This is a genomic window from Mycobacterium mantenii (assembly GCF_001667865.1).
Taxonomy (GTDB): domain Bacteria; phylum Actinomycetota; class Actinomycetes; order Mycobacteriales; family Mycobacteriaceae; genus Mycobacterium; species Mycobacterium mantenii_A.
The window spans coordinates 1-23,994 of sequence record NZ_LZJP01000080.1 but is presented as its reverse complement, the minus strand read 5'-3'; the positions used below and the strand labels follow the sequence as shown (position 1 = coordinate 23,994).

General features: G+C 68.6%; 23 protein-coding genes and 1 pseudogene. 8 read left to right on the top strand and 16 right to left on the bottom strand.

From position 1 onward, the window contains the following. Window position 1: 1 nt before the first annotated feature. The 5 genes from A5688_RS12595 to A5688_RS12575 are packed head-to-tail and all read right to left on the bottom strand — an operon-like array spanning window position 2 to window position 4,497. Complete coding sequence (locus A5688_RS12595; RefSeq protein ID WP_067913243.1) at window positions 2-1,204, bottom strand: thiolase family protein; 1,203 nt, start codon at window positions 1,202-1,204, stop codon at window positions 2-4. Beyond that, window positions 1,201-1,659: a MaoC/PaaZ C-terminal domain-containing protein gene (locus A5688_RS12590; protein WP_067836038.1), complete on the bottom strand. Its 459-nt coding sequence runs from the start codon at window positions 1,657-1,659 to the stop codon at window positions 1,201-1,203. The genes A5688_RS12595 and A5688_RS12590 overlap by 4 nt, the downstream gene beginning before the upstream one ends. 10 nt (window positions 1,660-1,669) lie before the next feature. Beyond that, window positions 1,670-2,170 (bottom strand): MaoC family dehydratase, encoded by a 501-nt coding sequence (locus tag A5688_RS12585; protein ID WP_067836036.1) that lies wholly within the window; start codon window positions 2,168-2,170, stop codon window positions 1,670-1,672. Next, window positions 2,167-3,285, bottom strand: a complete 1,119-nt coding sequence (locus tag A5688_RS12580) for an acyl-CoA dehydrogenase family protein (RefSeq protein ID WP_067836034.1) — start codon at window positions 3,283-3,285, stop codon at window positions 2,167-2,169. Before A5688_RS12580 ends, A5688_RS12585 begins: the two co-directional genes overlap by 4 nt. A 21-nt stretch (window positions 3,286-3,306) precedes the next feature. Next, window positions 3,307-4,497, bottom strand: coding sequence for an acyl-CoA dehydrogenase family protein (locus A5688_RS12575; protein ID WP_067913240.1), 1,191 nt, complete (start codon window positions 4,495-4,497; stop codon window positions 3,307-3,309). 252 nt (window positions 4,498-4,749) lie between these two features. Between A5688_RS12575 and A5688_RS27755 the strand changes: the two genes are divergently transcribed. Continuing rightward, window positions 4,750-4,914 carry a hypothetical protein gene (locus A5688_RS27755; protein ID WP_158086071.1) on the top strand — a complete coding sequence of 55 codons (165 nt, stop codon included), beginning with the start codon at window positions 4,750-4,752 and terminating at the stop codon, window positions 4,912-4,914. Window positions 4,915-4,924: 10 nt separating this feature from the next. On the opposite strand, the gene A5688_RS12570 is transcribed toward A5688_RS27755, so the two are convergent. Then, window positions 4,925-7,591: an ATP-binding cassette domain-containing protein gene (locus tag A5688_RS12570; protein ID WP_431602682.1), complete on the bottom strand. Its 2,667-nt coding sequence runs from the start codon at window positions 7,589-7,591 to the stop codon at window positions 4,925-4,927. Between the two features lie 163 nt (window positions 7,592-7,754). After that, a complete protein-coding gene (locus A5688_RS12565) occupies window positions 7,755-8,798 on the bottom strand; it encodes an alpha/beta hydrolase (RefSeq protein ID WP_120312539.1) in 1,044 nt (347 codons plus the stop codon). A gap of 208 nt (window positions 8,799-9,006) precedes the next feature. Here A5688_RS12565 and A5688_RS12560 point away from each other — a divergent pair, with 208 nt between their 5' ends. Next, window positions 9,007-9,852 carry an SDR family NAD(P)-dependent oxidoreductase gene (locus A5688_RS12560; protein ID WP_067913233.1) on the top strand — a complete coding sequence of 282 codons (846 nt, stop codon included), beginning with the start codon at window positions 9,007-9,009 and terminating at the stop codon, window positions 9,850-9,852. A gap of 11 nt (window positions 9,853-9,863) precedes the next feature. Here the strand turns inward: A5688_RS12560 and A5688_RS12555 are convergent, their stop codons facing one another. The 5 genes from A5688_RS12555 to mbp1 all read right to left on the bottom strand — a co-directional run bounded on the left by A5688_RS12555 (window position 9,864) and on the right by mbp1 (window position 14,655). After that, entirely contained in the window at window positions 9,864-10,367 is a 504-nt protein-coding gene (locus A5688_RS12555; protein ID WP_067913542.1) for an isoprenylcysteine carboxyl methyltransferase family protein, read from the bottom strand. A 14-nt stretch (window positions 10,368-10,381) separates the two neighbouring features. Next, window positions 10,382-11,485 carry a type III polyketide synthase gene (locus A5688_RS12550; protein WP_207546656.1) on the bottom strand — a complete coding sequence of 368 codons (1,104 nt, stop codon included), beginning with the start codon at window positions 11,483-11,485 and terminating at the stop codon, window positions 10,382-10,384. A gap of 108 nt (window positions 11,486-11,593) precedes the next feature. After that, window positions 11,594-13,849 (bottom strand): molybdopterin-dependent oxidoreductase, encoded by a 2,256-nt coding sequence (locus A5688_RS12545; RefSeq protein ID WP_067913230.1) that lies wholly within the window; start codon window positions 13,847-13,849, stop codon window positions 11,594-11,596. 52 nt (window positions 13,850-13,901) lie between these two features. Next, window positions 13,902-14,327: a TIGR03618 family F420-dependent PPOX class oxidoreductase gene (locus A5688_RS12540; RefSeq protein ID WP_067836022.1), complete on the bottom strand. Its 426-nt coding sequence runs from the start codon at window positions 14,325-14,327 to the stop codon at window positions 13,902-13,904. A 94-nt stretch (window positions 14,328-14,421) separates the two neighbouring features. Further along, window positions 14,422-14,655, bottom strand: a complete 234-nt coding sequence (gene mbp1, locus A5688_RS12535) for a microaggregate-binding protein 1 (protein WP_067836020.1) — start codon at window positions 14,653-14,655, stop codon at window positions 14,422-14,424. Between the two features lie 320 nt (window positions 14,656-14,975). Here mbp1 and A5688_RS12530 point away from each other — a divergent pair, with 320 nt between their 5' ends. The 4 genes from A5688_RS12530 (at window position 14,976) to A5688_RS12515 (ending at window position 18,347) form a co-directional block, all read left to right on the top strand. Further along, complete coding sequence (locus tag A5688_RS12530) at window positions 14,976-15,428, top strand: nuclear transport factor 2 family protein (protein WP_067913538.1); 453 nt, start codon at window positions 14,976-14,978, stop codon at window positions 15,426-15,428. Between the two features lie 47 nt (window positions 15,429-15,475). Then, window positions 15,476-15,805, top strand: a complete 330-nt coding sequence (locus A5688_RS12525) for a hypothetical protein (protein ID WP_067836018.1) — start codon at window positions 15,476-15,478, stop codon at window positions 15,803-15,805. Between the two features lie 205 nt (window positions 15,806-16,010). After that, the gene (locus tag A5688_RS12520) at window positions 16,011-17,405 is read left to right on the top strand and encodes a WS/DGAT/MGAT family O-acyltransferase (protein WP_067913227.1); all 1,395 of its coding nucleotides are present in this window, start codon (window positions 16,011-16,013) and stop codon (window positions 17,403-17,405) included. Between the two features lie 60 nt (window positions 17,406-17,465). Continuing rightward, complete coding sequence (locus tag A5688_RS12515) at window positions 17,466-18,347, top strand: alpha/beta fold hydrolase (RefSeq protein ID WP_067836014.1); 882 nt, start codon at window positions 17,466-17,468, stop codon at window positions 18,345-18,347. Between the two features lie 102 nt (window positions 18,348-18,449). Here A5688_RS12515 and A5688_RS12510 read toward each other — a convergent pair whose 3' ends face one another. From A5688_RS12510 to A5688_RS12495, 4 genes are read right to left on the bottom strand one after another with little or no spacing between them, the layout of a single operon-like run. Beyond that, window positions 18,450-18,932 carry a nuclear transport factor 2 family protein gene (locus A5688_RS12510; RefSeq protein ID WP_068268179.1) on the bottom strand — a complete coding sequence of 161 codons (483 nt, stop codon included), beginning with the start codon at window positions 18,930-18,932 and terminating at the stop codon, window positions 18,450-18,452. Window positions 18,933-18,942: 10 nt separating this feature from the next. Beyond that, on the bottom strand, window positions 18,943-19,776 hold the full coding sequence (locus A5688_RS12505; protein WP_067836010.1) for a mycofactocin-coupled SDR family oxidoreductase: 834 nt from the start codon (window positions 19,774-19,776) through the stop codon (window positions 18,943-18,945). Further along, window positions 19,773-20,588 carry a mycofactocin-coupled SDR family oxidoreductase gene (locus tag A5688_RS12500; RefSeq protein WP_067836008.1) on the bottom strand — a complete coding sequence of 272 codons (816 nt, stop codon included), beginning with the start codon at window positions 20,586-20,588 and terminating at the stop codon, window positions 19,773-19,775. The genes A5688_RS12505 and A5688_RS12500 overlap by 4 nt, the downstream gene beginning before the upstream one ends. Further along, on the bottom strand, window positions 20,585-22,195 hold the full coding sequence (locus A5688_RS12495) for a flavin-containing monooxygenase (protein ID WP_067909829.1): 1,611 nt from the start codon (window positions 22,193-22,195) through the stop codon (window positions 20,585-20,587). Before A5688_RS12495 ends, A5688_RS12500 begins: the two co-directional genes overlap by 4 nt. Before the next feature lie 223 nt (window positions 22,196-22,418). On the opposite strand from A5688_RS12495, the gene A5688_RS12490 reads away from it, so the two are divergent. Further along, window positions 22,419-23,603, top strand: a complete 1,185-nt coding sequence (locus A5688_RS12490) for an acyl-CoA dehydrogenase family protein (protein WP_067836004.1) — start codon at window positions 22,419-22,421, stop codon at window positions 23,601-23,603. Between the two features lie 16 nt (window positions 23,604-23,619). After that, window positions 23,620-23,994: pseudogene (locus tag A5688_RS12485) on the top strand (2,3-dihydroxybiphenyl 1,2-dioxygenase); the annotation flags it as partial.

The window sequence follows — 23,994 nt, the reverse complement described above, 5'->3', positions numbered from 1 at the left end:
GCTAGTCCCCCTGCAGGAGCAGCGCGACCTGCTCGCTCATGATGCCGCCGTTGCCGGTCACGAACGCGGTGTGGCAGTCGGGCACCTGCGCGTCGCCGGCCCGGCCCATGATCTGGCGTGCACCGTCGACCACATGATGCATGCCGCCGGCCATGCCGGCCTGACCGAAGGACAGCTGGCCGCCCGCGGTGTTGAGCGGGAAGTCGCCGCGATAGGTCAGGTCGTGTTCCTTGATCCACGACATGCCTTCGCCTTTCGCGCAGAACCCGGCGTCCTCCAGACTCATCAGCACCGTGATGGTGTAGCAGTCGTAGATCGACGCGACGTCGACGTCGGACCGGCTCAGCCCGGCCATCGCGAAGGCCCGGTCGGCGGCGCGCGCGATCGGGGTGGACAGCAGGTCCTCGGCATAAGTGGGGGTCTTGAAGGCGATGTGTTCGCCGAAACCCTTGATCCACACCGGGCGGTGGCGGCCGCGGCGGGCGATGTCGGCGTTGGCGATCAGCACGCCCACTCCCCCGTGCACGCGCATCACCGTCTCCAGCATGTGGATCGGGTCGGCGATCATCGGACTCTCCAGCACGTCGTTCACCGTGATGGGGGTGCCGTGAAACACCGCGCCGGGGTGCGCGCAGGCGTTGGTCCGTTGATCCACCGCGATCTTGGCGACCGCGGCGGGGTCGTAACCGAATTCCGCCGCGTATCGCTGGGCGATCTGGGCGTACGGCGCGTTCTGGCCCACGTTGCCGTAGGGAATCTCGAATTCGGCCTGCGGCGAGCCGTAGTCGTTCGACGACGCCCCATACCAATTCGGCTCGGGTGCGGGTCGCCGCTGCGATTGGGGCAGCGACGCCGACCCGGGCACCACGGCCAGCGCCGCGTCGCAGATGCCGAGTTCGACGGCCGCCGCGGCCCGCCAGATCATGCCGGCGGAGGTGGCCCCGCCGAGGTCCACGCGCTCACCGAAATCCAGTGCCAGACCAAGGTATTCGCACAGCGTGGCCGGTGCGAACATGGCCGATTCGGCGACGCCGTGGGTCAGCAGGCCGTTGACACGGCCGGTATCGACGCCGGCGTCCTCGATCACCAGCTTCGCCAGCGCCGCGTACTGGTCGAGGGTGAACAGCGGCGCGCGGGTGGGACGCCGCTGCGCGGGCAACTCCGCGATGCCGACGATGGCCGCCTCGCCGCGCAGCCCGGTCACGGCCGGTCTCCCCGCATCGGCAGCTCGACCGTCGCCATTCCCGGCATCAGTATCGTGTCGTCGCGCCGCCCGGCGATGACGAGGTCGACCAGCCCGGTCCCGTTGTCGCTCAACCGTTTACCGGTGACCTCGCCGCCGAAGCTGAGCGGTTCGCCGGGATAGGCGACCGCCCGGTTCTGCACCGAGAAAAAGACCAGTCGCCCGCGCCCGCCGATCCAGTCCCCGAGGGCGCGGGCCAGCAGCGCCGCCTGCAGCGGGCCGTGCACCAGGACGTTGTCGTATCCCTCGGTGTCGCGGGCCCACTCCTTGTCGTAGTGAATGCGGTGGCCGTTGTAGGTGGCGGCGCTGAAGAAGAACATCTGGGTCTCGTCGACGGTGACGGTCAGCGTGGGGATGTGCTCGCCCACCGCGACGTCTTCGAAAAAGGGCTGGGAGCACACCTGCGGATCGGTCATGACGCTCTTCCTAGGGGCGGGCGATCATCGATGTCGACGCTTCGGCCAGCAGGTCGCGATGCTGGTTGCGGTACACCGTGTGCCAGGTGACGAGGACGAATTGGCCGGAGCGGCCCTGCTTTTCGACGATTGAGGAGATGGTGCGGACCATCTCGATCTCGTCGCGGTGATAGGCCGGCAGGTGAAACGTGAAGCTCTCCCCGCCGGCCATCCGCTTGGGGGCGCGGGGGAACGCCAGACCGCCGGAGACCGCACCCGACGATCCGTCGGGACGCAGCGACTCGAGCGGTGCCACGCCGAGGATCGCGTACTGCAGAAACAGGGGCGGGCAGATGACATCGCGATATCCGTTGGCCCGGGCGTAATCCGCGTCGAAATACAGCGGGTTGTGGTCACCGACCGCCGCGGCCCAGCGTTGCCAATCGCGCCGGTTCACCTCGCCGGTCGCCGACGCGGCGACCGTGCCCACTCGCGACGCCGATTCCGCATCGATCAAACTGTCCTCGCTCACCCGCGCTCCCCTTCGGCTGTCTCGTCGTTCATGGTCTGCTCCAGCCAGGCGGCGGCGACGTCGGCTCCGCCGCCGAAAGTCGAGCCGAGCCGTGCCCGCTCGCTCCACAGGTGCAGGTCGGTCTCGGTGACATAGCCCATGCCGCCGTGCAATTGGTGGGCGTCCAGCGTGATCAGCCGGGCCGCGGTGGCCGCGTGCATGCGCGCGATCGCGGTCTCCTTGCTCGCGACGCGGCCGCGTCCCAGCCAGAACACCGCCGCGTGCGCGGCCAATCGCGCGGCCGCCACGGCGATGTGCATGTTGGCGATCAGGTGCTGGGCCGCCTGAAACGACGCGATGGGCCGGCCGAATTGATGACGCAGCTTGGTGTAGTCGACGGTGCGCTCCAGCACCACCTGGCCGACACCCACCAGGTCGAGTGACCACAGCGCCACGGCGGTGTTGGCCAGCCGGCGCAGCGCGGTCGCGGTCGCCCCGTCGAGCACCGCGTCGACCGTGACGTCATCGAAGCCGACCGTGAATGCGCGGATCCCACCCGCCATGTCGAGCGGTGCCACGCTGACGCCGCGGACGTCGACGACGAAGACCAGGGTGCGCCCGGCGGCCGCGGCCGACACCACGATGAGATCGGCGACGTCGGCGTCCAGGACGTAGTCCGCGGTTCCGGTGAGCCGCCAGTGGTCCCCGGCGGGTTCGGCGCGCAGCACCGGGGCGACGAGGGCGGCGTCGCGGGCGTTCCAGAGCGCGGTGGTGGCCCGGGCGCTCCCGGACGAGAGCGCCGGCAGCCAGCGGGACTTGACGTCCGGGGAGCCGAGCTGGTCGATGGCCAGCGCGGCCTGAACGCTGCTGTGCACCGTTGTCGGGCACAGTGCGCGGCCGGCCTCGGTGTAGAAGACGGCGAGGTCGTCGAGGGAGCCGCCGGCCCCGCCGTACTCCTCGGTGATGGCCAGGCCGAAGACGCCCGCGTCGGCCAGCGCCTTCCACAGCGCCGGGGTGCGGCGGTCCGCGCCGGGTTCGCCGAGGGCGCGGACCAGACCGATCGGGTTCTCGGCGGCCAGCAGGGCGCGTAACGCCGAGGCGAACTCGCGCTGTTCGGCGGTGGGGATCGTCTTCATAGGCGCTGTGCGAGGCTCCCCTCAGCGTCCATAGGAGGGCATTCCGTGCCCGCGCTGGGCGATGATGTCGCGCAGCACCTCGTTGGTCCCGCCGCCGAAGCGCATCAGCGGGGCGGCCCGGTAGAGCCGCTCGAATTTGCCGGCCAGCGGGGCCCGTTCGCTGCGATGCGCCAGCAGGCCGTCCGGGCCGAGGATGTCGAGCGCCAGGTCGGCGATGCGCTGGCGCAGCTCGCTGGTGAACACCTTCTCGACGCTGACCTCGACGGTGGGTATGACGCCGCTGTCGAGGATCGACGCCGCCTCGTAGCCCATCAGGACGGCCACCGCGACGTCGGCCTCGGCCCTCGCCAGTCGACGGCGCAGCGACGCATCGCCGGCGGGCACGGTGCCGTCCCGCCGCGGCCGGCGCGCCAGCTCGTGCAATTCCTCGACGGCGCGGCGCAGGTCCCCGGCGTTGGTCAGCGCACCGCGTTCAAGGTCGAGCGCACCGGTGATGTAGGTCCAGCCGCGGTTGACCTCGCCGACCAGATTGGTGACCGGCACCCGCACGTCACGGAAGTGCACCTCGTTGGTGCGATAGCCCGACCAGGCGTACAGCGGGCGGATTTCGACGCCCGGGCCGTCGATCGGCACGATGATCACCGAGATGCCGCGATGCCGGGCTCCGGCCGGATCGGTACGGACGCAGAGCCATTCGTGCGTCGCGCGCTGGGCGCCGCTGTTCCAGATCTTGGTGCCGTTGATCACCCATTCTTCGCCGTCACGGGTGGCACTGGTCCGCAGGCTGGCCAGGTCGGTTCCCGCATCGGGTTCGGAATAGCCGACCGCGCAGATCATTTCGCCCCTGGCGATCAGGGGCAGCCATTCGGTTTTGTTGCGCTCGGTGCCGTGTCGCATGATCATCGGCGCCACCGACGTCACGGTCAGGTCGGGTCCGGGCACGCCCCAGTATTCGAATTCGCTCATCAGCAGATGCAGGTGAATGGCGCCGAAGCCCCTTTCGCCGGCAAGCCCCCCGTACTCGCGCGGCCAGTTCAGCCCGAACCAGCCCTTGGCCCCGATCTTGCGGCGAAACCGGGCCACCTCGCCACCGGGGAATTCCAAGTCGTGCTCGGCGAGCTCGGCGCGCAATTCCGGGGTGACGTTGTCGTGCAGGAATTCGCGAACCTCGGTGAGCCAGGCGCGCTGCCCGGCGTCGAGTTCGAAATCCATTCCGGCGCCTGTGCCTTTCTGCATGCTTTTCACCGAGCAGCGTCAGCGTAACGCGACGGCGTGATGGGGCAGGGAGTTTCGGGGTTGCGGCAACGCTGGGCGCCCGCCGCCGGCGGCGTTGACTGTAAATACGCTGTCAAACTCCCGTTAATTCACGTGGACGCTATCGCGGTTATCCGCACCGGCTGCGAAACTTTTTAGATCGGCCGGTCGACGCGGACCAGGCATTCTGCCCAGCCCGAGGGAGAAGTCATGCCAACTATTGAGATGCGCCTCCGCGAAGATTTGCGCAACTACGCCGTCGAATTGCGGCAACTGGCGTACACACTGCCGCTGGGCGTGGGCGAGCACGATCTGCTGCAGCTGTCGGACCGCATGCGTGCCGCAGCCGAGGAGATGGTCCGCAGGCGCGCCTGAGGTCCCGCGCTCAGCCGCTCCTGAGGCGGATCTTCCAGCGCACGAAGCCCAGGTAGACGGCGCTGATGACGAACAGCATGCCGACGTCGAACCACCACGTCGCCGGCGTGTGCCGCCAGTGCGCATCCTTCGGGGTCAGCGGGCCGGGCACCAACTTGGTCAGGTCGGCCGTCGACGCCGACGCCGCGAATCCCCACCGCGCCGGTGTGGCCCACGACATCTGGTCGAGCCCGATGCGCGCGGTCACCGGGATCATCCCGCCGGAGAACACCAACTGCGACATGACGGCCACCACCAGCAGCGGCATGATCTGCTCGTTGGACTTCGCGACGGCCGACAGGGCCAGGCCGAGCATGGCCGACGCGACGCACGTCAGCGCCACGTCGGCGAACAGCTCCAGGGCCGGCTTGCCCAGCGCCACGGCACCCTGGGTGGGGGCGCCCTTGCCCAGCACCGCGATGATGCTGACGATCGCCGACTGGACGATCGCGAACACCGTGTACACGCAGACCTTGGCCAGCAGGTAGGCCGACGTGGACAGGCCGACCGCCTGTTCGCGCAGGAAGATGGCGCGCTCGCCGATCAGGTCGCGGATGGTCAGGGCGGTGCCCATGAACACCGCGCCGACGTTGAGCAGCACCAGGATCTGCCCGGGCTCATTGGGCGCGGCGCCCATCGGGTTCGGGATCCCGAAGCCGACGTCGCCGGGCACCGACATGGACAACGAACCCATGATGAACGGCAGGAGCGCCAGGAAGACGAAGTAGCCGCGGTCCGAGACGATGAGCCGCATCTGGCGCCGGGCGATCGTGGAGAACTGCCGGACCAGGCTGGTGTGCGCGGGATCGCCCAGTTCGGCGGGTTTCTCGGCGGGCGGCGGAGCGGGCGGCGGACCCGTGCGGGCCAGGTAGCGCGCGCGGGACCCGTCGGGGTCGCTGGCGACGGTGCTGAAGATGTCGGCCCAGTTGGTGGTGCCCATGGCCGGCCCGATCTGGCTCGGCGGCCCGGAGAACGCCGTCTTGCCGCCGGGGGCCAGCAGTAACACCTGGTCGCAGACGTCCAGGTAGGTCAGCGAGTGGGTGACCACCAGCACCACACGACCGGCGTCGGCCAGCTGCCGCAGCATGGTCATCACCTGCCGGTCCAGCGCCGGGTCCAGGCCGGAGGTCGGCTCGTCGAGGATCAGCAGCGACGGCCCGGTGAGCAACTCCAGCGCCACCGACGCGCGCTTGCGCTGACCGCCGGACAGCTTGTCGACCCGAGTGTGCAGGTGCTGGGTCATCTCGAGTTCTTCGAGCACCCGGGCCACCACCTGGGCGCGGTCGTCCTTGGTGGTGTCCGGCGGCAGCCGCAGTTCGGCGGCGTACATCAGCGCCTGCTGCACGGTCAGCTGCCCGTGCACCACGTCGTCCTGGGGCACCATCCCGATCCTGCTGCGCAGCGAGGCGTATTCGGCGTGGACGTTGTGGCCCTCGAACGACACCGTTCCCGTCGTCGGGTGCGTGTACCCGGCGATCAAGCGGGCGAAGGTCGACTTGCCCGCGCCGGACGGCCCGATGATCGCCGTCAGCGTGCCGGGAAGCGCGGTCAGCGAGATGTTGTCCAGCAGCGTTTTGTTGCCCTCGATCGTCCAGGTCACCCCGCGCACGTCGAGGCCGCCGCTGCGCGTGGCGGTCGCGGCCTGGTCGCGGCGGGCCAGGTTGCCGCCGTGGAAGACCAGGTCGATGTTGCCGATCGTGACGACGTCGCCGTCGTGCAGCACGGCCGAGTCGACCCGGACGCCGTTGACGAAGGTGCCGTTGATGCTGCGGTTGTCGTGGATTTCGGTGCCGGTGGGCGTCGGGACCAGGGTGGCGTGGTGACGCGACGCCAGCACCTCGGGGATGACGATGTCGTTGTCGTTGGCGCGCCCGATCTTGATCGCACCCGGCACGTCCGGCCCGGCCTTGCCCGGCCGCAGGATCTTCATCATCGACGTCGCGAGGATCGACGAGTCGCCGCCGATGCGGCCCGTCTGGGACGCCGGCGGCGCGGCGGTGGTCGGTGGCGCCGCGTGCATCGACGTTGACCGGTATATCTGCGGCGCGGGCTGGACTCCGCTGGGCGGCGCGCTCGGAAGGCCGCCGGTCGGGTACCGCGGCTGCGGTCCCGACGGATGGCCCGGCGTGGGTCCGCCGGCCGGCTGGCCGGGCTGCCCGGCGGTGGGCGGATGGACGGGGTGGCGGAACGAGGCCGACGCCGGCTGGTGGGGCTGGCCGGGAGGCTGCGCGCCGAACGGCGGGCTCTGCGGCGCCCTCGCCAGCGGTTCGCTGGGGTTGCTGACGATCGGTATCGACGTCGTCAGCGGGGGCCGCCCGGCCGAGCCCTGATGGCGGCCGACCTCGAAGGTGAGCGCCGGGCCGTCCGGATTGCCCATGTTGACCCGCAGGCCGTCCTGGATGTCGACGGCCGGGACGCGGCGGTTGTGCAGATAGAGGCCGTTGAGGCTGCCGTTGTCCACGGCGACCCATCGCCCCTGGTCATACCGCACGATCAGGTGGCTGCGAGAGATCAGGGGGTGGGCGACGCGCAGGTCGGCGCGCAGGTCGCGCCCGATCACTACGTCGTTGCCCGGCGCGAAGGTGCGTTCGGCTCCGTCGTACCGCACGGTCAGCGCAGGCGGGGCAGGTGAGGTCATCAGCACCAACTGTAACGGCAGCGGCGCGACTTATCCGCCCGGTTCTTCGTCGGGCGCCGTCTCGCGCCATCTCCCGCGGGCGCGGGCCGCAAGGCATGGCGCGGTTGGTACAGAGCGGCGAACGTCAGCGAACCAGCTTGCGGTGCAACGACTTCCGCAACCTTCAACCGGCCACTGCGGCGTGGCGCAGGCCGGTGACGCTGGGGACCTTGGCGCGAGCGGCGGTGACGTCCTTGATAAAGTCCCCAAGGTATTTGATGGCGCGCCTGCCCTCGGGCAAAACGTCTGCGGCCAAAGGGAAGTCGTGGATCTGTCCGTCCCACAGGTGCAGATCGCAGTGGATCCCGCTGGCTTCCAAGCGCTTCGCCATCAGCTCGGCATCGGCGAGCAGCAACTCATCGGAGCTGGCGTGAATGGTGACCGGCGGCAACGACGACAGGTCGGCGTCCACCGGGGAAGCGACCGTGGAGTCGCCCTGACCCTCCACAACCTGTGCGTTACTGAGGAATTGAGCGAACCGCGAGAAGGCCCGGCGGGTGAACATCGAGCACTTGCGGGCGTTGCGGTGCTTGAGTTTCCGCACCGGGTCGGCGTCGGTGAACGGCGAGACGGCCGCGACGCCGGCGGGCTCCATGATGCCGTCCTGGATCGCCAACAGCGTGGTCATGAACGCCAGGTATCCCCCGGCGGAATCCCCGGCCACGACGACCCGGTCGCCGTCGTAGCCACGATCCTGCAGCCAGCGCAGGCCGCTGATCCCGTCGTCGATGGCGTCGGTGATCTGATGTTTGGGCAGCTTTCGGTACGCGACGGCCAGGATGGCGGCATCGGCCTCCTTCGACAGCCGGGTGACCATCGAGCGGTGGGTGTTCAGGCCACAGGTAAGGAATGCGCCGCCGTGCAAATAGAGAATCGCGCGCTCCCCCGACACGCCGGGGGCGCGAACCCACTCGGCGGCACAGTTGTCCAAGCGCAGCGACTCGGTGGTGGCCGCGGATCCGACACGCGGGAACAATCCCACGACGCCGTCGACGTGCTCGAGCGGCCAATGCAGATTCGGCGTCATGGACCACGCGCGGATCGCGTTCTTCACGATCAACCGGCTGGCAAGCCCCACGGCCACCGACTGCGGGCTGTGGCGGCGATGAACGCGCCTCGTCGTCGCCACGCTCGGCAATATATGTGTCGGTTCGGCTGTACTCACCATTGGGTTTCAACCTCCTAAGTGGAGGGCGGGTACCCGCCACCGCGGATGGTTAACTGCAAAAGGTCGTGCGGCGAATGTTGGGTACGTCACTGTTTACCGACCATAGAGATGGGTACCACTGGTCTATCTGTCTTGCGGTCTCCGCGCGTGCGTAATCCGGACCGGACCGGCTGTGGCCCCGGTCGCCGAATGGCCCAAAATATGAACGATGACACACGCTGGACGGGCTGATCCGCTGCTGACCGGCCGGGTGGCAGTCGTCACGGGCGGCGCGGGAGGAATCGGTGCCGCTACCGCACGGCTGTTCGCCGAGCACGGCGCGGATGTGATCGTCGCCGACATCGACGCCGGCCGCGCCGACGCGACCGCCACCTCGATCACCGAATCCGGCGGGTCGGCCCTGGCGGTCGTCGGCGACGTCCGGTTGCCCGAGCACGTCGCCACCCTGGCCCGGACCGTCCTCGATCGGTTTGGCCGGGTCGACGTACTGGTCAACAATGTGGGCCACTGGCTGCGCCACCCCGGCAACTTCGTCGATACCGATCCGCGGCTGTGGGACGACCTGTACCGGATCAACCTGCACCACGTCTTCCTGCTCACCCACGCGTTGCTGCCGGCCATGGTCGAGCGCCACGCCGGTGCGATCGTGAACGTCTCGTCGGTCGAGGGGCTGCGGGGCTATCCGGAGGACCCGGTGTATGCCGCGTTCAAAGCCGCCGTCATCGCGTTCACCCGCAGCCTCGCGGTCCAGGTGGGCAACGACGGGGTGCGGGTCAACGCGATCGCACCCGACGTCACCGAATCCCTGCAAGTGCCCTATTCGCAGTGGCTTTCGGCCGAGGAGCAGGCGCAGTGGCCGCAGTGGGTCCCGGTCGGGCGGATGGGCCTGCCCGAGGATCAGGCCAGGGTCATCCTGTTTCTGGCCTCGGACCTCTCGGCGTTCGTCACCGGCCACGTCATCCCCACCGACGGCGGCACCGGCGCGGCCGGCGGGTGGTTCCGCTCGGCGCGCCGGCCCGACCGGCAGTGGACCAATCGGCCCATCGCCCCCTGATGAGGCCCTGATCAGGTATATCCCAGCGCGGCGTTCTCCGCGCGGATGCGCACCGTGAGCACCAGCGCGTTGGCCGTACTGAACCCGATCGCGGTCAGCCACGCCGAATGGACCAGCGGCAACGCCGCCACCTCGGCCGCCACCGCGAGGTAGTTGGGGTGCCGGACCCAGCGGTACGGTCCGTGGCGCACCAACGATGCGCCCGGGATCACGATCAGCCTCGGGTTCCAATGCTTGCCGAGCACGCTGACGCAGCGCCACCGGACGACGGTGCTGAGCAGCACGACGCCCAGCATCGGCCAGCCCAGCCATCCGATGAACGGCCTACCCAGGCTCCAGGTTTCGACGATGCACGAAACCAGAAGCAGGGCATGCATACTGACCATGGCCGGGTAGTGATCGCGCCCGAATTCCTTGCCCCCGTGTGCCATTGACCATCTGGCGTTGCGCTGGGCAACGGCCAACTCGACGAGGCGTTCGGCGCCGACGGCGAGAACGAACAGGTAGTAGTACATGGCACCGTCCCCCGTCACCACTGCAGCAGTAGCAGCTCGAAGCAGAAACCCGGCCCCATCGCGAGCATCACCCCGAAGGCGCCATCGCCCGGGGGCTCGGCGACCGTGCGGCGCAGCACGTCCAGCACCGACACAGAGGAGACGTTTCCGTTCTCGCGCATCGAGTTTCGGCTGTGCCGCAGAGCTTCGGCGGGCAGACCGAGCGCGTTGTCGATCGAGTCGAGGACCTTCGGGCCGCCGGGGTGGCAGACCCACGTCGAGATGTCGGCGGTGGACAGCCCGTATCCGGCCAGGAATTCCTCGACCTCGGCGCGCAGGTACTCGTCGGCCATCTTCGGGACGTCGCGCGACATCACGAGCTGAAATCCGCTCGACCCGACGTTCCAGCCCATCACGTCGACGGTCTCCGGGACGACACGGCTGCGGGTCGCCAGAATGCGTGGGCCGGTCGCGCTGTCCGACAACGGGATTCGGTCCGCGCCGGCCACGACGACGGCGGCCGCGCCGTCGCCGAACAGGGACACCCCGATGAGCGCCGGGATCGACGTGTCATCACGCTGCAGCGTCAGCGAGCACAGTTCGACCGACAGCAGCACCGCCACGTGCCCGGGATACCCGTGCAGGTAGTCGTGGACGCGCGCCATTCCGGCGGCGCCGGCCACGCAGCCGAGCCCGAACAGCGGGACACGTTTGACGTCGGGCCGCAACCCGATTCGCGTCATCAGTCGCGCATCGATGGTGGGCACGGCGATTCCGGTGCTGGAGACCATCACGATGGTGTCGACGTCGCGCGGTGCCACGCCGGCGGCCGCCAGCGCCGAATTGATTGCCCGCTCACCGAGATCGACGGCCACCTCGAGGTAGGCGTCGTTGGCTTCGGTGAAGCCGCTCAGCGTCGGGTAACGCGACAGCGGCAGCGCGAGGCTGCGCTGGTCGACGCCGGCGGTTTGGGCGAAACGCAGGAAACCCGGATCGGTGAACCCGGTGAGTTCGCGTGCGACCTCGTCCTGGTTGTAGCGGTGCGGCGTGAAAGCCACGGCGGTGCCGGCGATCCGCGGCGCGCCGCACCCGCGGCCCGCGGCCCGAGGCGGGAATGGGGAATACCTTGTTGCAGTCATGCCTATGCCGACGTCCGCCACCCCGTAAAGGGTTCACCGAAAGGGCGCCGGGGTGAGATGAACCACAGACTGGCGCTTGGCGTTAACTTTCGGGAGGGGGATAAAGGCCTATGGGACTTTAGAGTTTGGGCGCGGGCGGAATCGGGCCTGATCGTCGATGATCGTGACCGGGATGCCGTTGAGCACCCCGTTGCCGGATGGCTCGTCGACAAACCTGGGCGGGGACAGCACATTGGTGTTCGCGCCGGGCGAGTTGTTGGCCACCGACATGCGGGTGCCCGGCTTGCCATGTCCCCAGCCGTGAGGCATCGAGACCACGCCGGGCCTGATGGACTCGGTGACCTCGACGGGAACTTTGATCTCGCCGGCTTCGGACTTGACCGTCACCATGTCGCCGTCGGCGATGCCGCACCGGGCCGCGTCATCGGGGTGAATCAGCAACGTGCACCGGTCCTTTCCCTTCATCAGCGCGGGAACGTTGTGCAGCCAGGTGTTGTTCGAGCGCAGGTGCCGGCGGCTCACCAGGACGAGCGGCTCGGCGGGACGCTCCATGCGCGCGGCCAGCCGGGGCAGGTCGTCGAGCAGGTATTGCGGGGCGAGCCGGATCTTCTTGTCGGACGTGGCGAGGATGTCGGGCAGTTGCGGCACCATCGGACCGAAGTCGATGCCGTTGGGGTTGGCCTTGAGCATGTCCAGGGTGAGCCCGCCCGGGTTCTTGCCGTACTGGTCGCCGAACGGTCCGGTCCGCAAGGTGAGGTCGAGCATTCGCTCGGGGCCGCCTTTCAAGCCGGCCGCGTCGTAGAGCTTGCGGATCTGCGCGCCGTCGAGACCCTGCGTGAAGGCCAGGTAGTCGAAGAAGCCGTCGTCGATCGCCCCCACGTCCACGTCCTCGGCGGGGGTGCCGGTGCACAGCCCGGTCAACCGGATCAGAATCTCCCATTCGTGCGGGCGATCGCCCGGATCGAACACCGGGGCCGAATAATTCGCGATGCTGTGAATGGCGAACAGCAGGATCAGATCGTCGTGGTGCGGCTGCTCGAGCGGCGATAGGCCGGGCAGGATCACATCCGCGTGCCGTGTCGTCTCATTGAGCCACAGATCAACGGAGATCATCGCTTCCAGCATCGGCAGCACTTCATCGAGCTTGTCGCCGGCGGGGGTGGACAACACCGGGTTGCCCGCGACCGTGATCAGCGCCTTGAGCTGGCCCTCGCCCGGCGTGGCGATCTCCTCGGCCATGCAGGACACCGGCGCCTGCCCAAGCACCTCCTTGGCACCACGGACCCGGGTGTGCCAGCGACCGAATTCCGGTGCGCCGTCCTCCAATCCGGGCAAGGGTTGCGTGGTGATCGACCAGGCCGCCGGTTTGGGGAACATGGCTCCGCCGGGAGTGTCGAAATGACCGGTGAGGATGTTGATGACGTCTACCAGCCAGCTGGCGAGGCTGCCAAACTCCTGGTTGCACAGACCGATTCGACCGTACACCACCGACTTTTCGGTGCCGGCGAGTTCGCGGGCCAGCCGGCGAATGCGGTCTTCTTCGATCCCGGTCACGGCGCTGACCCGTTCCGGCGGCCAGTCCGCGACGGCGCGCCGCATGGTGTCGACACCGTCGACGTGCGGCCCTGGTGCGATGAGGTTTTCATCGAACAGGGTGTGCGCGACCGCCAGCAGCAGCGCGGCGTCGGTCCCCGGCACGATCGGCAGCCACTCGTCGGCGCGCGCCGCGGTCAGGGTGCGCACCGGATCGATCACGATGACCTTGCCGCGTTTGCGAATCCCGTCGATCAAGCCCATCACGTTGGGCGCGGCCAACAGGGAACCCTGCGACGCCGCGGGATTGGCGCCCATGATCACCAGCAGGTCGGTGCGTTCGACGTCGGGCACCGGGAAGTTCCACCACAGTCCGTACATCAAATGCGACGACAGGTTCTTCGGCCATTGGTCGACCGTTCCCGGCGAATACGTGACCGGCATGCCGGACATCCCCATCAGCACGCCGGCATAGCGGGCCAGTGAGAACGAGTGCGCCAGCGGGTTGCCGGTATACGCCGTGACCGCGCCGATGCCGTACTTGTCGATCACCGGGGTCAGCAACTCGGTGCAGCGGCGAAACGCCGCGTCCCAGCTGACTTCCCGCCATTGCCCGTCGACCTTGATCATCGGTTGGCGGATGCGGTCCGGATCGTCGTGCAGGGCCGCAAGCGAGGTGCCCTTCGGGCAGAGATGCCCGCGGCTCCACACGTCGTCACGGTTGCCGCGGATGCCGGTGACGCGGGCGTCCTTGACCTGAATTTCCAGGCCGCACATGGCTTCACACAACGGGCACGTGCGCAGGTGGGTGCCGTCTTCGCCTGGTTTCATCCACCCACTGTATTCCGCTACCAGGGGTAGCGGAAGTGCGAAAGATCCGGGATCAGCCCGCCCAGGGGCCGATGCCGCCGACCCTGTCGATGCGAATGTGGGTGAGGTACCCCGGCGGTGCGTTGTCGGGCGGGAATTTCGCGTTCGGGTCACCCAGGACCGGATTGAGCTCCGCCAGCAGTTCGGGGGCACCGCCCTCGGTGATCCGGGCGGTCCCGGCCAGCGAGAGGTAAGGTCGCATCCCCTGACCCGCCTGGTCGAGCGACACGATCGTCACGGCGACGCGGGGGTCGTTGCGGACGTTGCGGACCTTCTTGTGTTCGGAAAGGTGGGCGCTGACGAGCTCGTCCCCGTCGGGCGTCGACCGCAACGCCACCCAGACCACGCTCACCTGAGGGCTGCCGTCCGGATTGACGGTGACCAGGGTGGCGTCCGCACCCTCTCCGATGAGCTTGCGGGCGGCGTCGTTCAGTCTCATGTGTTGTTCGACAGCCGCGGGCGGCGATTCATTCCCGGCCGCCGACATGGCGGTGGCCCGGCCACACCTGTGACCGGGCCACCATCGACCGCCGTTACTGTTCGGCTTTCTGGCGAGCCTCGTTGATGTCGGCGGCCTTGCGGGCGCTTTCGGCCTCGGCCTCTTTCTGGGCCGCCTCTCGTTGCGCGTCGGCCTTGTCCTGCTGAGCCTTGCCCTCTCGCATCAGGTCATCGCGGCCGGCCACCGCGCCGGCGACTTCCTTGACCTTGCCCTTGACTCCCTCGACGATGCCTTCGATGGCTTCCTCGGGACCACTTTTGTCCGACATGCGTTCTCCCTCCGTGTGGCGCACGACGCCCGTGTCGTGCGCTCGCCCCCTTCTATTGCCCAACCGGGGCATTCACGAAACGTGACCGGCGAGTAGCGTGCGCCACAGCCCCGAGCCGCCGGGCGGGGCCACCGGTGGCCCGAGCAGCGGGCCCGCGTTCGCTCTGGACAGCCGGCGGCGTGAATTGCTCTGCCGTCGACCATAATTGACGACCCTGCGGCGACCGCGACGTCTCCTCCGCCGCCTCATCGCGGCGACGGCACCGAATGCGCTTACCCTGGTGGACCGAGGAGTCGGCGGCGGGGCGAGGAGTCGTGACGGTGGAAATGTGGGAACTGGTTGCCCGCGAGCGAATCCGGGATACCTTGGCGCGCTACAACTGGTCCGGCGACGCCGGCCGGCTGGACGGCCTTGCGGGCACCTTCTGCGTCGACGGCATCCTCGAAATACGGGATTTCGAGCCCTTGCGCGGGCGTTCGGAGATCGCGGCCTTCCTGGGCGGTGTCACGGGGCGGGTGGCCGTCGAGGCCGGGGTCAAACCGATTGTGCGCCATAACGTCGCGAACGTGTTGTTCACCGAGGTGAGACCCGGGCGGGCCCGGGTCGACTCCTACTTCACCGTGGTCACCCACATCGGGCTCGACCATTACGGCCGCTACCGCGACGTCCTGGTACCCGAGGGCGACACCTGGCTGATCAAGCACCGCAAGGTCTCCACCGACTGGGCGGCGCCCGACTCGGCCATGGCCCGCCGGCCCGCCGCAGGACAGTGATCGCGGTGCGGCGAGCGCACCAGACCTATTGTCCGAGTTGAGATTCCGTGCCGCGCCTAGTCAACCCGAGGAGATCGATCGCACGGCATCGATCATGCCCAACGCGCTCGTCCCGGCGTGCGGTTACGCGCTTCCCTTCCACGGAGCTGACCATCGGGGCGCTGCCGCTGGCCGGTGCGCTGACCCGTGCGACCGCCATCGCCGGCGGCCTGGTGATGATCGTCCTGGTCCTGGGCGCGACCTCGATCGGGCATTCAAACGTCATCGGCGATCAGCTCGTGCACGCGCTGTTTCTCGTCGGCGTGATCGCCTTTCGTGGTCACCATCGTTACTCCGTGGACCGGCTGCTCGCCGGCCGGCGGTCCACCGGCGGTTAGTGCGCGTCCCTGGCATGCGTCCGCGGAGTAGCGATTTCGTTAAATGTACCGGCGCAATGTTTGCCGGACACCCCGCAACGGCTACAGATAAAAGTCACACCAAATAAGTTGCGGCCGCCCCGATCGTGCGTCCCCTCAGGAGCTCCGGGATGACCGCCGGTCACGTGACCAGCGGTCATGGCCGCGCAAAAAGAGACGAGCAACTATGCAACGACTCAGTGGGTTAGACGCGTTCTTTTTATACCTGGAATCACCGACGCAGCCCTTGAATGTTTGCTGTGTCCTGGAGCTGGACCCGATGACGATGCCGGGGGGCTACAGCTTCGATCGCTTCCGCGAGGCGCTGGGAGCGCGGGTGGATTCGGTGCCCGAATTCCGCCTCAAGCTGGCCGACAACCAACTCAACTTCGACCATCCGGTGTGGGTGGATGACGACCGGTTCGATCTGGCGCGCCACCTTCATCGCGTCGCGCTGCCCTCGCCCGGCGGCCCGAAAGAGTTAGCGGAGATCTGCGGCCACATCGCCGGGCTGGCGCTGGACCGGGATCGCCCGCTGTGGGAAATGTGGGTGATCGAAGGTCTGCACGGCACCGACGGCTTGTCCGTCGTCCTCAAGGCCCACCACGCGGTGGTCGACGGCGTGGGCGGGGCCAACCTGCTCGCGCAGTTGTGCAGCGTCGCACCCGACGCCCCGGCACCGGAACCGGCCGAGCGCAGCGGCGCCGCACATCCGCTGCAGATCGCGGCCAGCGGGCTGATCGGCGCGGCGCTGCGGCCGTGGCGCTTGGCCAAAGTCGTGCCGGCGACGGCGCTGACGCTGGCGGGAACGCTACTGCGCGCCCGGGGCGGTGGGCAAACGATGGCGGCCCCGTTCGCGGCGCCGCCGACGGCGTTCAACGGGTCGTTCACCCGGCGCCGCAACGTCGCCTTGACCAGCGTGGACCTCGAGGACGTGAAAAAGGTCAAACGCCGGTTCGGGGTGACCGTGAACGACGTCGTGACCGCGCTGTGCGCCGGGGCGCTGCGGCAGTTCTTCCAGGACCGCGACGCACTGTCGGACAGCCCGTTGGTCGCCAGCGTGCCGGTGTCGGTCCGCGGCAAGTCCGGCCGGCCTGGCCGCAACCAGATGACCTGGATGCTCTGCCGGCTCGAAACCCACATCGACGACCCGGTCGAGCGGTTGGCCAGCATCGCCGCCGGAAACGCCGCGGCCAAGGACCACGTCGCCGCGATGGGCCCGAGCCTGCTGCACGACTGGACGCAGGTGGCCGGACAGACCATGTTCGGCGCCGCCATGAAGCTGCTGCCCCGCATCCCCCTGCCCGACAAGCCGCCACACAACCTGGTGATGTCCAACGTGGCCGGCCCGCAGGACCAGCTCTACTTCCTGGGGTGCCGGCTCGACGCGATGTATCCGCTCGGCCCGATCATCGCCGGCGCCGCGCTGAACATCACCGTGATGTCGCTCAACGGCCGGCTCGGCATCGGGATCATTTCGTGCCCCGACCTGGTTCCGGATCTCTGGGACCTGGCCGACGGGTTCCCCGCGGCGCTCAAAGAGCTGCTGAATTGCGCCGAGCACGCCGACGACCGAATCTGAGCGGCCCGGTCAGCGGAACCCCGTCCACCCTCGCCGTCTCCGCATGGCAGGGTGGCAGCCGTGGCAGACACTTCTGAACCGACGACCATCGCAGCGCACGACCTGCGTGAAATCGGCACCGAAAAGGGCGTTTTGCGCTACTACGACAGCGGCGGCCCGGAGTCCGGTCCGGTGCTGCTCTTCCTGCACGGGTCCGGCCCCGGTGTCACCGGCTGGCGCAACTTCCGCGGGGTGCTGCCCGCCTTCGCCGCCCACTATCGGTGCCTGATCCTCGAATTCCCCGGTTTCGGCGTGAGCGACGACTTCGGCGGCCATCCGATGGTGACCGCGTTCGGCACCGTGTCGCCCTTCCTGGACGGGCTCGGTGTCGAGCGGGTGCACATCGTCGGCAACTCGATGGGCGGCGGCGTCGGCATCAACTTCGCCACCCACAATCCGGACCGCGTCGGTCGGCTGGTGACCATCGGCGGCATCGGCACCAACATCTTCAGTCCCAGCCCCAGCGAGGGGATTCGGCTGCTGCAGGAGTTCGTCGAGGATCCCACCCGACAACGACTGGTCGACTGGCTCAAGTCGATGGTCTACGACCAGGCGCTGGTCACCGATCAGCTGATCGAGGAACGCTGGGAGCTGGCCACCGACCCGGACACCCTGGCCGCGGCGCGACGCATGTACGGCAAGGCGGCGTTCGCCGGGATGAACGCCGCGCTGAACGCCTCCGACCGGCCGCTGCCCTGGGCGACCATGCACAAACTCACCGCGCCCACCCTGCTGACGTGGGGCCGCGACGACAGGGTGAGTCCGCCGGATATGGCGCTGATCCCGATGCGCACCATCCCCAACGCGGAGCTGCACATCTTCCCCAACTCGGGTCACTGGGCGATGATCGAGGCCAAGGAGGCGTTCGAAAGCACGGTGCTGGCGTTCCTTTCGCGCGGCTAGCGGTGATCGCGAGCGCGGCGGTGGCGATCGCAAGCGCGCCGAAGCCGCGCGAAGCGGGCCGCCATCAGGATCGGCGAAGCCGCGCGAAGCGGGTCGCCGCCATCAGGATAAGCCTTGTCCCGCAAGGCCTTTCGTGAGCAGAGCGTGCGCGTCGGGGTTGCCGTCCAGCACCCGGCTGGTGCGGGTGGCGATCAGCCAGTCACCGTCGATGCGCCGCAACACGAAATGGTGTGCGGTGGCGCGCCACACCCGGTAGCCGTCGCCGTCGCGGACGAGCACCAGCGATTCGCACACCGCCACCGCCGCGTCACCGTCCACCGTGACGACACACGGCCCGAGGAAGTGCGAGCAGCCCTTGGCCACCAGCTTCTGGTGGGCCTGCGAGCTGATCATGGCGTGCACGTCGGCGCGACCCTCCATGCGCCAGCCGTCCACGTCGTACACGCCATCGGTCGCCCAGAGACTCGCAGCGGCGTCGGCGTCGCCGGCGTCGACCGCGGGACCGTACGAGGCGATCAATCGGGCGATGTCGCGTTCGTCCTCGAGCCGGCGCACCCGGGCCAGCAGCTCCTCGATGTCGGTCATCGGGTTCTCCTCATCGTTGGGTGGCTCCGGCGTCGACGGGCAGGACGATCGCGGTGACGTAGCGCGCCTCGTCGGAGGCCAGGAACAGTGCGGCATTGGCCACGTCCACCGCGTCCACCCACGGCACCGCGAGCATGTTCATCGAGCGGGCCGCCTCGGCGAACTCGGCGCGCGTGGGCGGACGGTCCAGGTCGGGCCGAAAGGCGGTGCTGACGGCGTCGTTGTGGATCATGGGCGTGTCGACGTTGGTGGGGCTGACGCAGTTCACCCGGACATTATGCGGCGCAAGCTCATTGGCCAGGCTGCGCATCATGCCGATCACACCATGCTTGGCGGCGGTGTAATGCGCGACGCCGACCAGCCCGCGCAGGCCCGCGATGGAGCTCGTCAGGGTCATCGACCCGGCCCCGCGCGCGATCAGGTGCGGCGCGGTCGCGCGGCAGGTGTGCCACACCCCGGTGAGGTTGACGTCGAGCATGGTCCGCCAGGCGTTTTCGTCCAGGTCGACCGCCATGCCGCGGGAGGTGATGCCGGCCGTCGCGCAGACCGCGTCCAGGCCGCCGAACCGCTCGACAGCGCGATCGGTGGCGGCCTGCACACCGGAAAGGTCGCGGACGTCGACGATTTCGGTGTGCACCCGCCCGCCCGCCGCACTCACCAGCGACGCGGTGGCGTCGAGGTCGGCCGGGGTGCTGTGCGGGATGATCACCGTGTCGATCGGGCCGCACACGTCGAGCGCCACGATGTCGGCGCCCTCCTGCGCGAACCGCACCGCCTGCGCGCGACCGATCCCCCGCGCCGCGCCGGTGATCAGGGCGACCTTGTCTCTCAGTCGTCCGGTCATGTCGTCTTCTGGGTGAGGCCGGCGTCGACGACGAGCTGGGTGCCGGTGATGTAGCGGGCCGCCTCCGAGGCCAGGAACAGTACGGCGTTGGCGATGTCGACGGGTTCGACCCACGGCACCGGGAGCAGGTTGCGGGCCTGCAGCACCTCGGCCGCATCGGCGGCCGTCGGATTGTCCAGGTCCGGCCGCAGCCGCCGAAAGGTGGCCTCGTTGAGCACCATCGGGGTGGCCACCGGCCCGGGGTGCACGGTGTTGACCCGGATGCCGCGCGGACCGAGCTCGTTGGCCAGCGTGCGCGCCAGGCCGACCACCGCGTGCTTGCTGGCGGTGTAGTGCGCGGTGTTGGGCAGGCCGCGAAGGCCGCTGGTGGAGCTGATGATGACGACCGAGCCGCCCTGGTCGCCTTCCCGGTCGAACATGTGCGGCGCGCTCGCGCGGACGGTGTGCCAGACGCCGGTGAGGTTGATGTCGAGCGTGCGCTGCCAGACCTGGGGGTCGAGTTCCCACGACGGCGCGCCGGGCAGGTGGACCCCGGCGTTCGCCACGACGACGTCGAGCCGGCCCAGCTCGGCCACGCCCGCGTCGATGGCGGCCGTCATCGCCGCGAGGTCGCTGACGTCGGCCAGGCCGGTCGCGCACCGCCGGCCGCGGCCCTCGACTCCCCTTGCGGTGTCGCGTAACTCGTCGGCCGCGGTGTCGGCGTCGAGTGCGATCACGTCGGCGCCCTCATCGGCGAAGCGCTCACAGTGCACCCGCCCGGTCCCCTTGGCGGCACCGGTGACCACGACGACCTTGTTCAGCAATCCCGTCATCGTTCGATTAGATCGAAACCCCGATAGCCGGCGGCGGCGACCTCGGCGCAGATGTCGTTGTACGTGGCGAAGCCCCCGGTGAACAGCATGAAGCCGCGCGGCTTGCCGGGCACATTCGCGCCCATGTACCAGGAGTTGGCCTTGGTGAACAGCGTCGCCTCGGCCCGGCGGGCGCATTCGGCGCCCCACCCGTCCACGCTGTCCACGCGGGCTTCCAGCGCGGCGTAACCGTGATCGTCGAGGAAGGCGATGGCCTCGGCGATCCAGTTCACCTGGGCCTCGGCGTGCAGCACCATGTTCGCCAACACGGCGGGTGATCCCGGGCCCGAGATCAGGAACAGATTGGGGAAGCCGTCGACGCCCAGCCCCAGATACGTGCGGGGGCCGTGCGCCCAATCGTCACGCAGGGCGGTGCCATGGCGTCCGATGATGTCGATGTTGCCCAGCGCGCCGGTCATTGCGTCGAAACCCGTTGCCAGCACGATCATGTCGACGTCGTAGTGTGTCCCCGTGGTGTTGATTCCGGCGGCGTCGACGGATTCGATCGGGGTGGTTCGGACGCTGATCAGTGACACATTGGCGCGGTTGAAGGTCTGAAAATAGTTGGTGTCGGTACAGATTCGCTTGGTACCGATCGGATGATCGGTGGGAATCAGCAGATCGGCCAGGGCTGGATCGTCGATGACGGCCCGCACCTTCTGCTCGTAGAACCTGCGGGCCTCTTCGTTGGCCTCCAGGTCGGTCATCTGGTCGGGGAACGTCTTGGAGAACAGCACGCCCCCCAGCTGCCAACGCTTTTCGAATGCCGCGCGGCGCTCCTCGGCGGTGAACTGCATCGTCGGCTTGGGCGCGGTGATGTGCGGTGATCCGCCGCCGCTGCGCCACGACAGCGCACGCCGCCGCGGGTAACCCGCCTTGATCTCACCGAGCTCCTCGGCGGACAACGGCGTGTTACCCGCCGGGACGCTGTAATTGGGGGTGCGTTGGAAGACGTAGAGGTGGGCCGCACGCTCGGCGATGATCGGAATCGATTGAATGCCCGAGGATCCGGTGCCGATGACGGCCACCCGTTTTCCGGTGAAGTCGACGGGCTCGTGCGGCCAGTGCGCGGTGTGGTAGATCTCGCCGGCAAAGGTGTCCAGGCCGGGGAAATCGGGGGTGAGCGCGGCCGACAACGGCCCGGTTGCCATCACACAGAACCGCGCCGAAAACCTCTGCCCCGTATCGGTGGTGACCGTCCAGCGCAGCGTCGTTTCGTCGAGTTCCGCCGAGACCGCCCGGGTGCGCAGCGCGATGTCGCGGCGCAGGTCGAGCTTGTCGGCGACCCAGTTCAGGTACGCCAAGATCTCGGCCTGGGTGGCGTACTTCTCGGTCCAGTTCCATTCCTGCTGGAGTTCGTCGGAGAACGAGTAGCAGTAGTCGACGCTCTCGACGTCACAGCGGGCCCCCGGATACCGGTTGTGGTACCAGGTGCCGCCCAGTTCGGGCGCGGCTTCCAGCACCCGCACCGACAGGCCCCGGCCGCGCAGCTTGTGCAGGGCGTACAGGCCGGCGAACCCCGCGCCCACCACGACGACATCCAGGGGCTGTGGACCGGCATCGTTCACAAGCAGTCACCGTAGGGCCTTCGCCGGCGCGATCCGCGTGCCCTCCCGGTCACCGGACGGTTCGGGCGAGTTTCCCGGCTGATTCCTCCCCCGCCGGGCGTCCGCCGCCCGGTTGTTCACGTCGAATTTCGACTCCCGGGGTGTCCGCTCATCGGGATTTCCTTTGGGACGGCCCGAGACTGCGGTAGACCATTACTAAGCCCACACACGTAAGGACAACGATATGAGCGACCGGGTACTCGACCGGGTGGTGGCGATGGCCGACCAGTTGCGCGACCAAGCCGCGGAAGCCGAACGCATCGGCCGGCTCACCGACGACACCGTCAAGCTGATGAAGGGCGCCGGCCTGATCCGCATGCTGCAGACCAAGCAATACCAGGGCTTCGAGGTCCATCCCCGCGAGTTCGCCGAGACGACGATGGCCACCGCGGCGCTCGATCCGGCGGCCGGCTGGATCGTCGGCGTGGTGGGCGTGCACCCCTACCAGCTGGCCTACGCCGATCCCAGGGTGGCCGCCGAAATCTGGGCCGACGACGTCGACACCTGGATGGCCTCCCCGTACGCGCCGCAAGGCGTGGCCAAACCCGTCGACGGCGGCTACCTGTTCAACGGTCGCTGGCAGTTCAGCTCGGGCACCGACCACTGCGACTGGATCATCCTGGGCGCCATGCTCGGCGACGACAAGGGCATCCCGTTGATGCCGCCGCAGATGCTGCACATGATCCTGCCGCGCAAGGACTACCAGATCGTCGAGGACTCGTGGAATGTGGTGGGGCTGCGCGGAACCGGCTCCAAGGACGTCATCGTCAAAGACGCGTTCGTCCCGGCCTACCGGACCATGGATGCCACCAAGGTGATGGACGGCACCGCGCAGCGTGAGGCTGGCATGACCGAGCCGCTGTACCTGATGCCGTGGTCGACGATGTTCCCGCTGGGCATCTCGGCGGCCACCATCGGCATCGCCGAGGGCGCGCTGGCCGCCCATCTGGACTACCAGCGCGAGCGGGTCGGGGCCACCGGAACCGCGATCAAGGACGACCCCTACGTCATGCACGCGATCGGCGAGGCGGCCGCCGACATCAACGCCGCCCGCCAGGAGCTGCTGGCCAACGCCGACCGCATCTACGACATGGTCGCGGCCGGCAAGGAGGTGTCGTTCGCCGACCGCGCCGCAGGGCGGCGCACCCAGGTTCGCGCGGTGTGGCGGGCGGTCTCGGCGGTCGACGAGATCTTCGCCCGCTCGGGCGGCAACGCGGCACGAATGGACAAGCCGTTGCAGCGGTATTGGCGCGACGTGCACGTCGGGCAGATGCATGCGATCCATGTGCCCGGCACCACCTATCACGCGGCGGCGCTGAGTTCGCTGGGCGTCGAGCCGCCCGACGGTCCGCTGCGGGCTTTGATCTGAGCAGGAGAACACACCGATGACGGACCTGAAAAGCCTGGGCTACATCACCATTTCGACCAACGACATCGACCGCTGGCGCCAGTTCGCCTTCGGCGTGCTCGGTTTCGCCGAAGGGAAGGGCCCCGACCCATCGGCGCTGTATCTGCGGATGGACGAGCGTGCGGCCCGCCTCATCGTGGTGCCCGGTGACACCGACCGGGTGCTGACCGTCGGCTGGGAAGTGCGCGACCACCCGGCCCTGCAGCGCGTGCAGGCCGCGCTCGACGGGGCCGGCGTGGCGTACAAACAGCTGTCCCCCGACGAGGCCGAGGCCCGCCGCGTCGAAGAGGTGATCACCTTCGAGGATCCCGCCGGCACCACGCTCGAGGTGTTCCACGGCGCGGTGCTCGAC

Bases quoted from the DNA above. Each gene is read 5' to 3' on its own strand.
- A5688_RS12590 (WP_067836038.1), bottom strand. From the start codon at position 1,659: ATGACCGATCCGCAGGTGTGCTCCCAGCCCTTTTTCGAAGACGTCGCG.
- A5688_RS12580 (WP_067836034.1), bottom strand. From the start codon at position 3,285: ATGAAGACGATCCCCACCGCCGAACAGCGCGAGTTCGCCTCGGCGTTA.
- A5688_RS12575 (WP_067913240.1), bottom strand. From the start codon at position 4,497: ATGGATTTCGAACTCGACGCCGGGCAGCGCGCCTGGCTCACCGAGGTT.
- A5688_RS27755 (WP_158086071.1), top strand. From the start codon at position 4,750: ATGCCAACTATTGAGATGCGCCTCCGCGAAGATTTGCGCAACTACGCC.
- A5688_RS12570 (WP_431602682.1), bottom strand. From the start codon at position 7,591: ATGACCTCACCTGCCCCGCCTGCGCTGACCGTGCGGTACGACGGAGCC.
- A5688_RS12565 (WP_120312539.1), bottom strand. From the start codon at position 8,798: ATGGTGAGTACAGCCGAACCGACACATATATTGCCGAGCGTGGCGACG.
- A5688_RS12560 (WP_067913233.1), top strand. From the start codon at position 9,007: ATGACACACGCTGGACGGGCTGATCCGCTGCTGACCGGCCGGGTGGCA.
- A5688_RS12555 (WP_067913542.1), bottom strand. From the start codon at position 10,367: ATGTACTACTACCTGTTCGTTCTCGCCGTCGGCGCCGAACGCCTCGTC.
- A5688_RS12550 (WP_207546656.1), bottom strand. From the start codon at position 11,485: ATGACTGCAACAAGGTATTCCCCATTCCCGCCTCGGGCCGCGGGCCGC.
- A5688_RS12545 (WP_067913230.1), bottom strand. From the start codon at position 13,849: ATGAAACCAGGCGAAGACGGCACCCACCTGCGCACGTGCCCGTTGTGT.
- A5688_RS12540 (WP_067836022.1), bottom strand. From the start codon at position 14,327: ATGAGACTGAACGACGCCGCCCGCAAGCTCATCGGAGAGGGTGCGGAC.
- mbp1 (WP_067836020.1), bottom strand. From the start codon at position 14,655: ATGTCGGACAAAAGTGGTCCCGAGGAAGCCATCGAAGGCATCGTCGAG.
- A5688_RS12520 (WP_067913227.1), top strand. From the start codon at position 16,011: ATGCAACGACTCAGTGGGTTAGACGCGTTCTTTTTATACCTGGAATCA.
- A5688_RS12510 (WP_068268179.1), bottom strand. From the start codon at position 18,932: ATGACCGACATCGAGGAGCTGCTGGCCCGGGTGCGCCGGCTCGAGGAC.
- A5688_RS12505 (WP_067836010.1), bottom strand. From the start codon at position 19,776: ATGACCGGACGACTGAGAGACAAGGTCGCCCTGATCACCGGCGCGGCG.
- A5688_RS12500 (WP_067836008.1), bottom strand. From the start codon at position 20,588: ATGACGGGATTGCTGAACAAGGTCGTCGTGGTCACCGGTGCCGCCAAG.
- A5688_RS12490 (WP_067836004.1), top strand. From the start codon at position 22,419: ATGAGCGACCGGGTACTCGACCGGGTGGTGGCGATGGCCGACCAGTTG.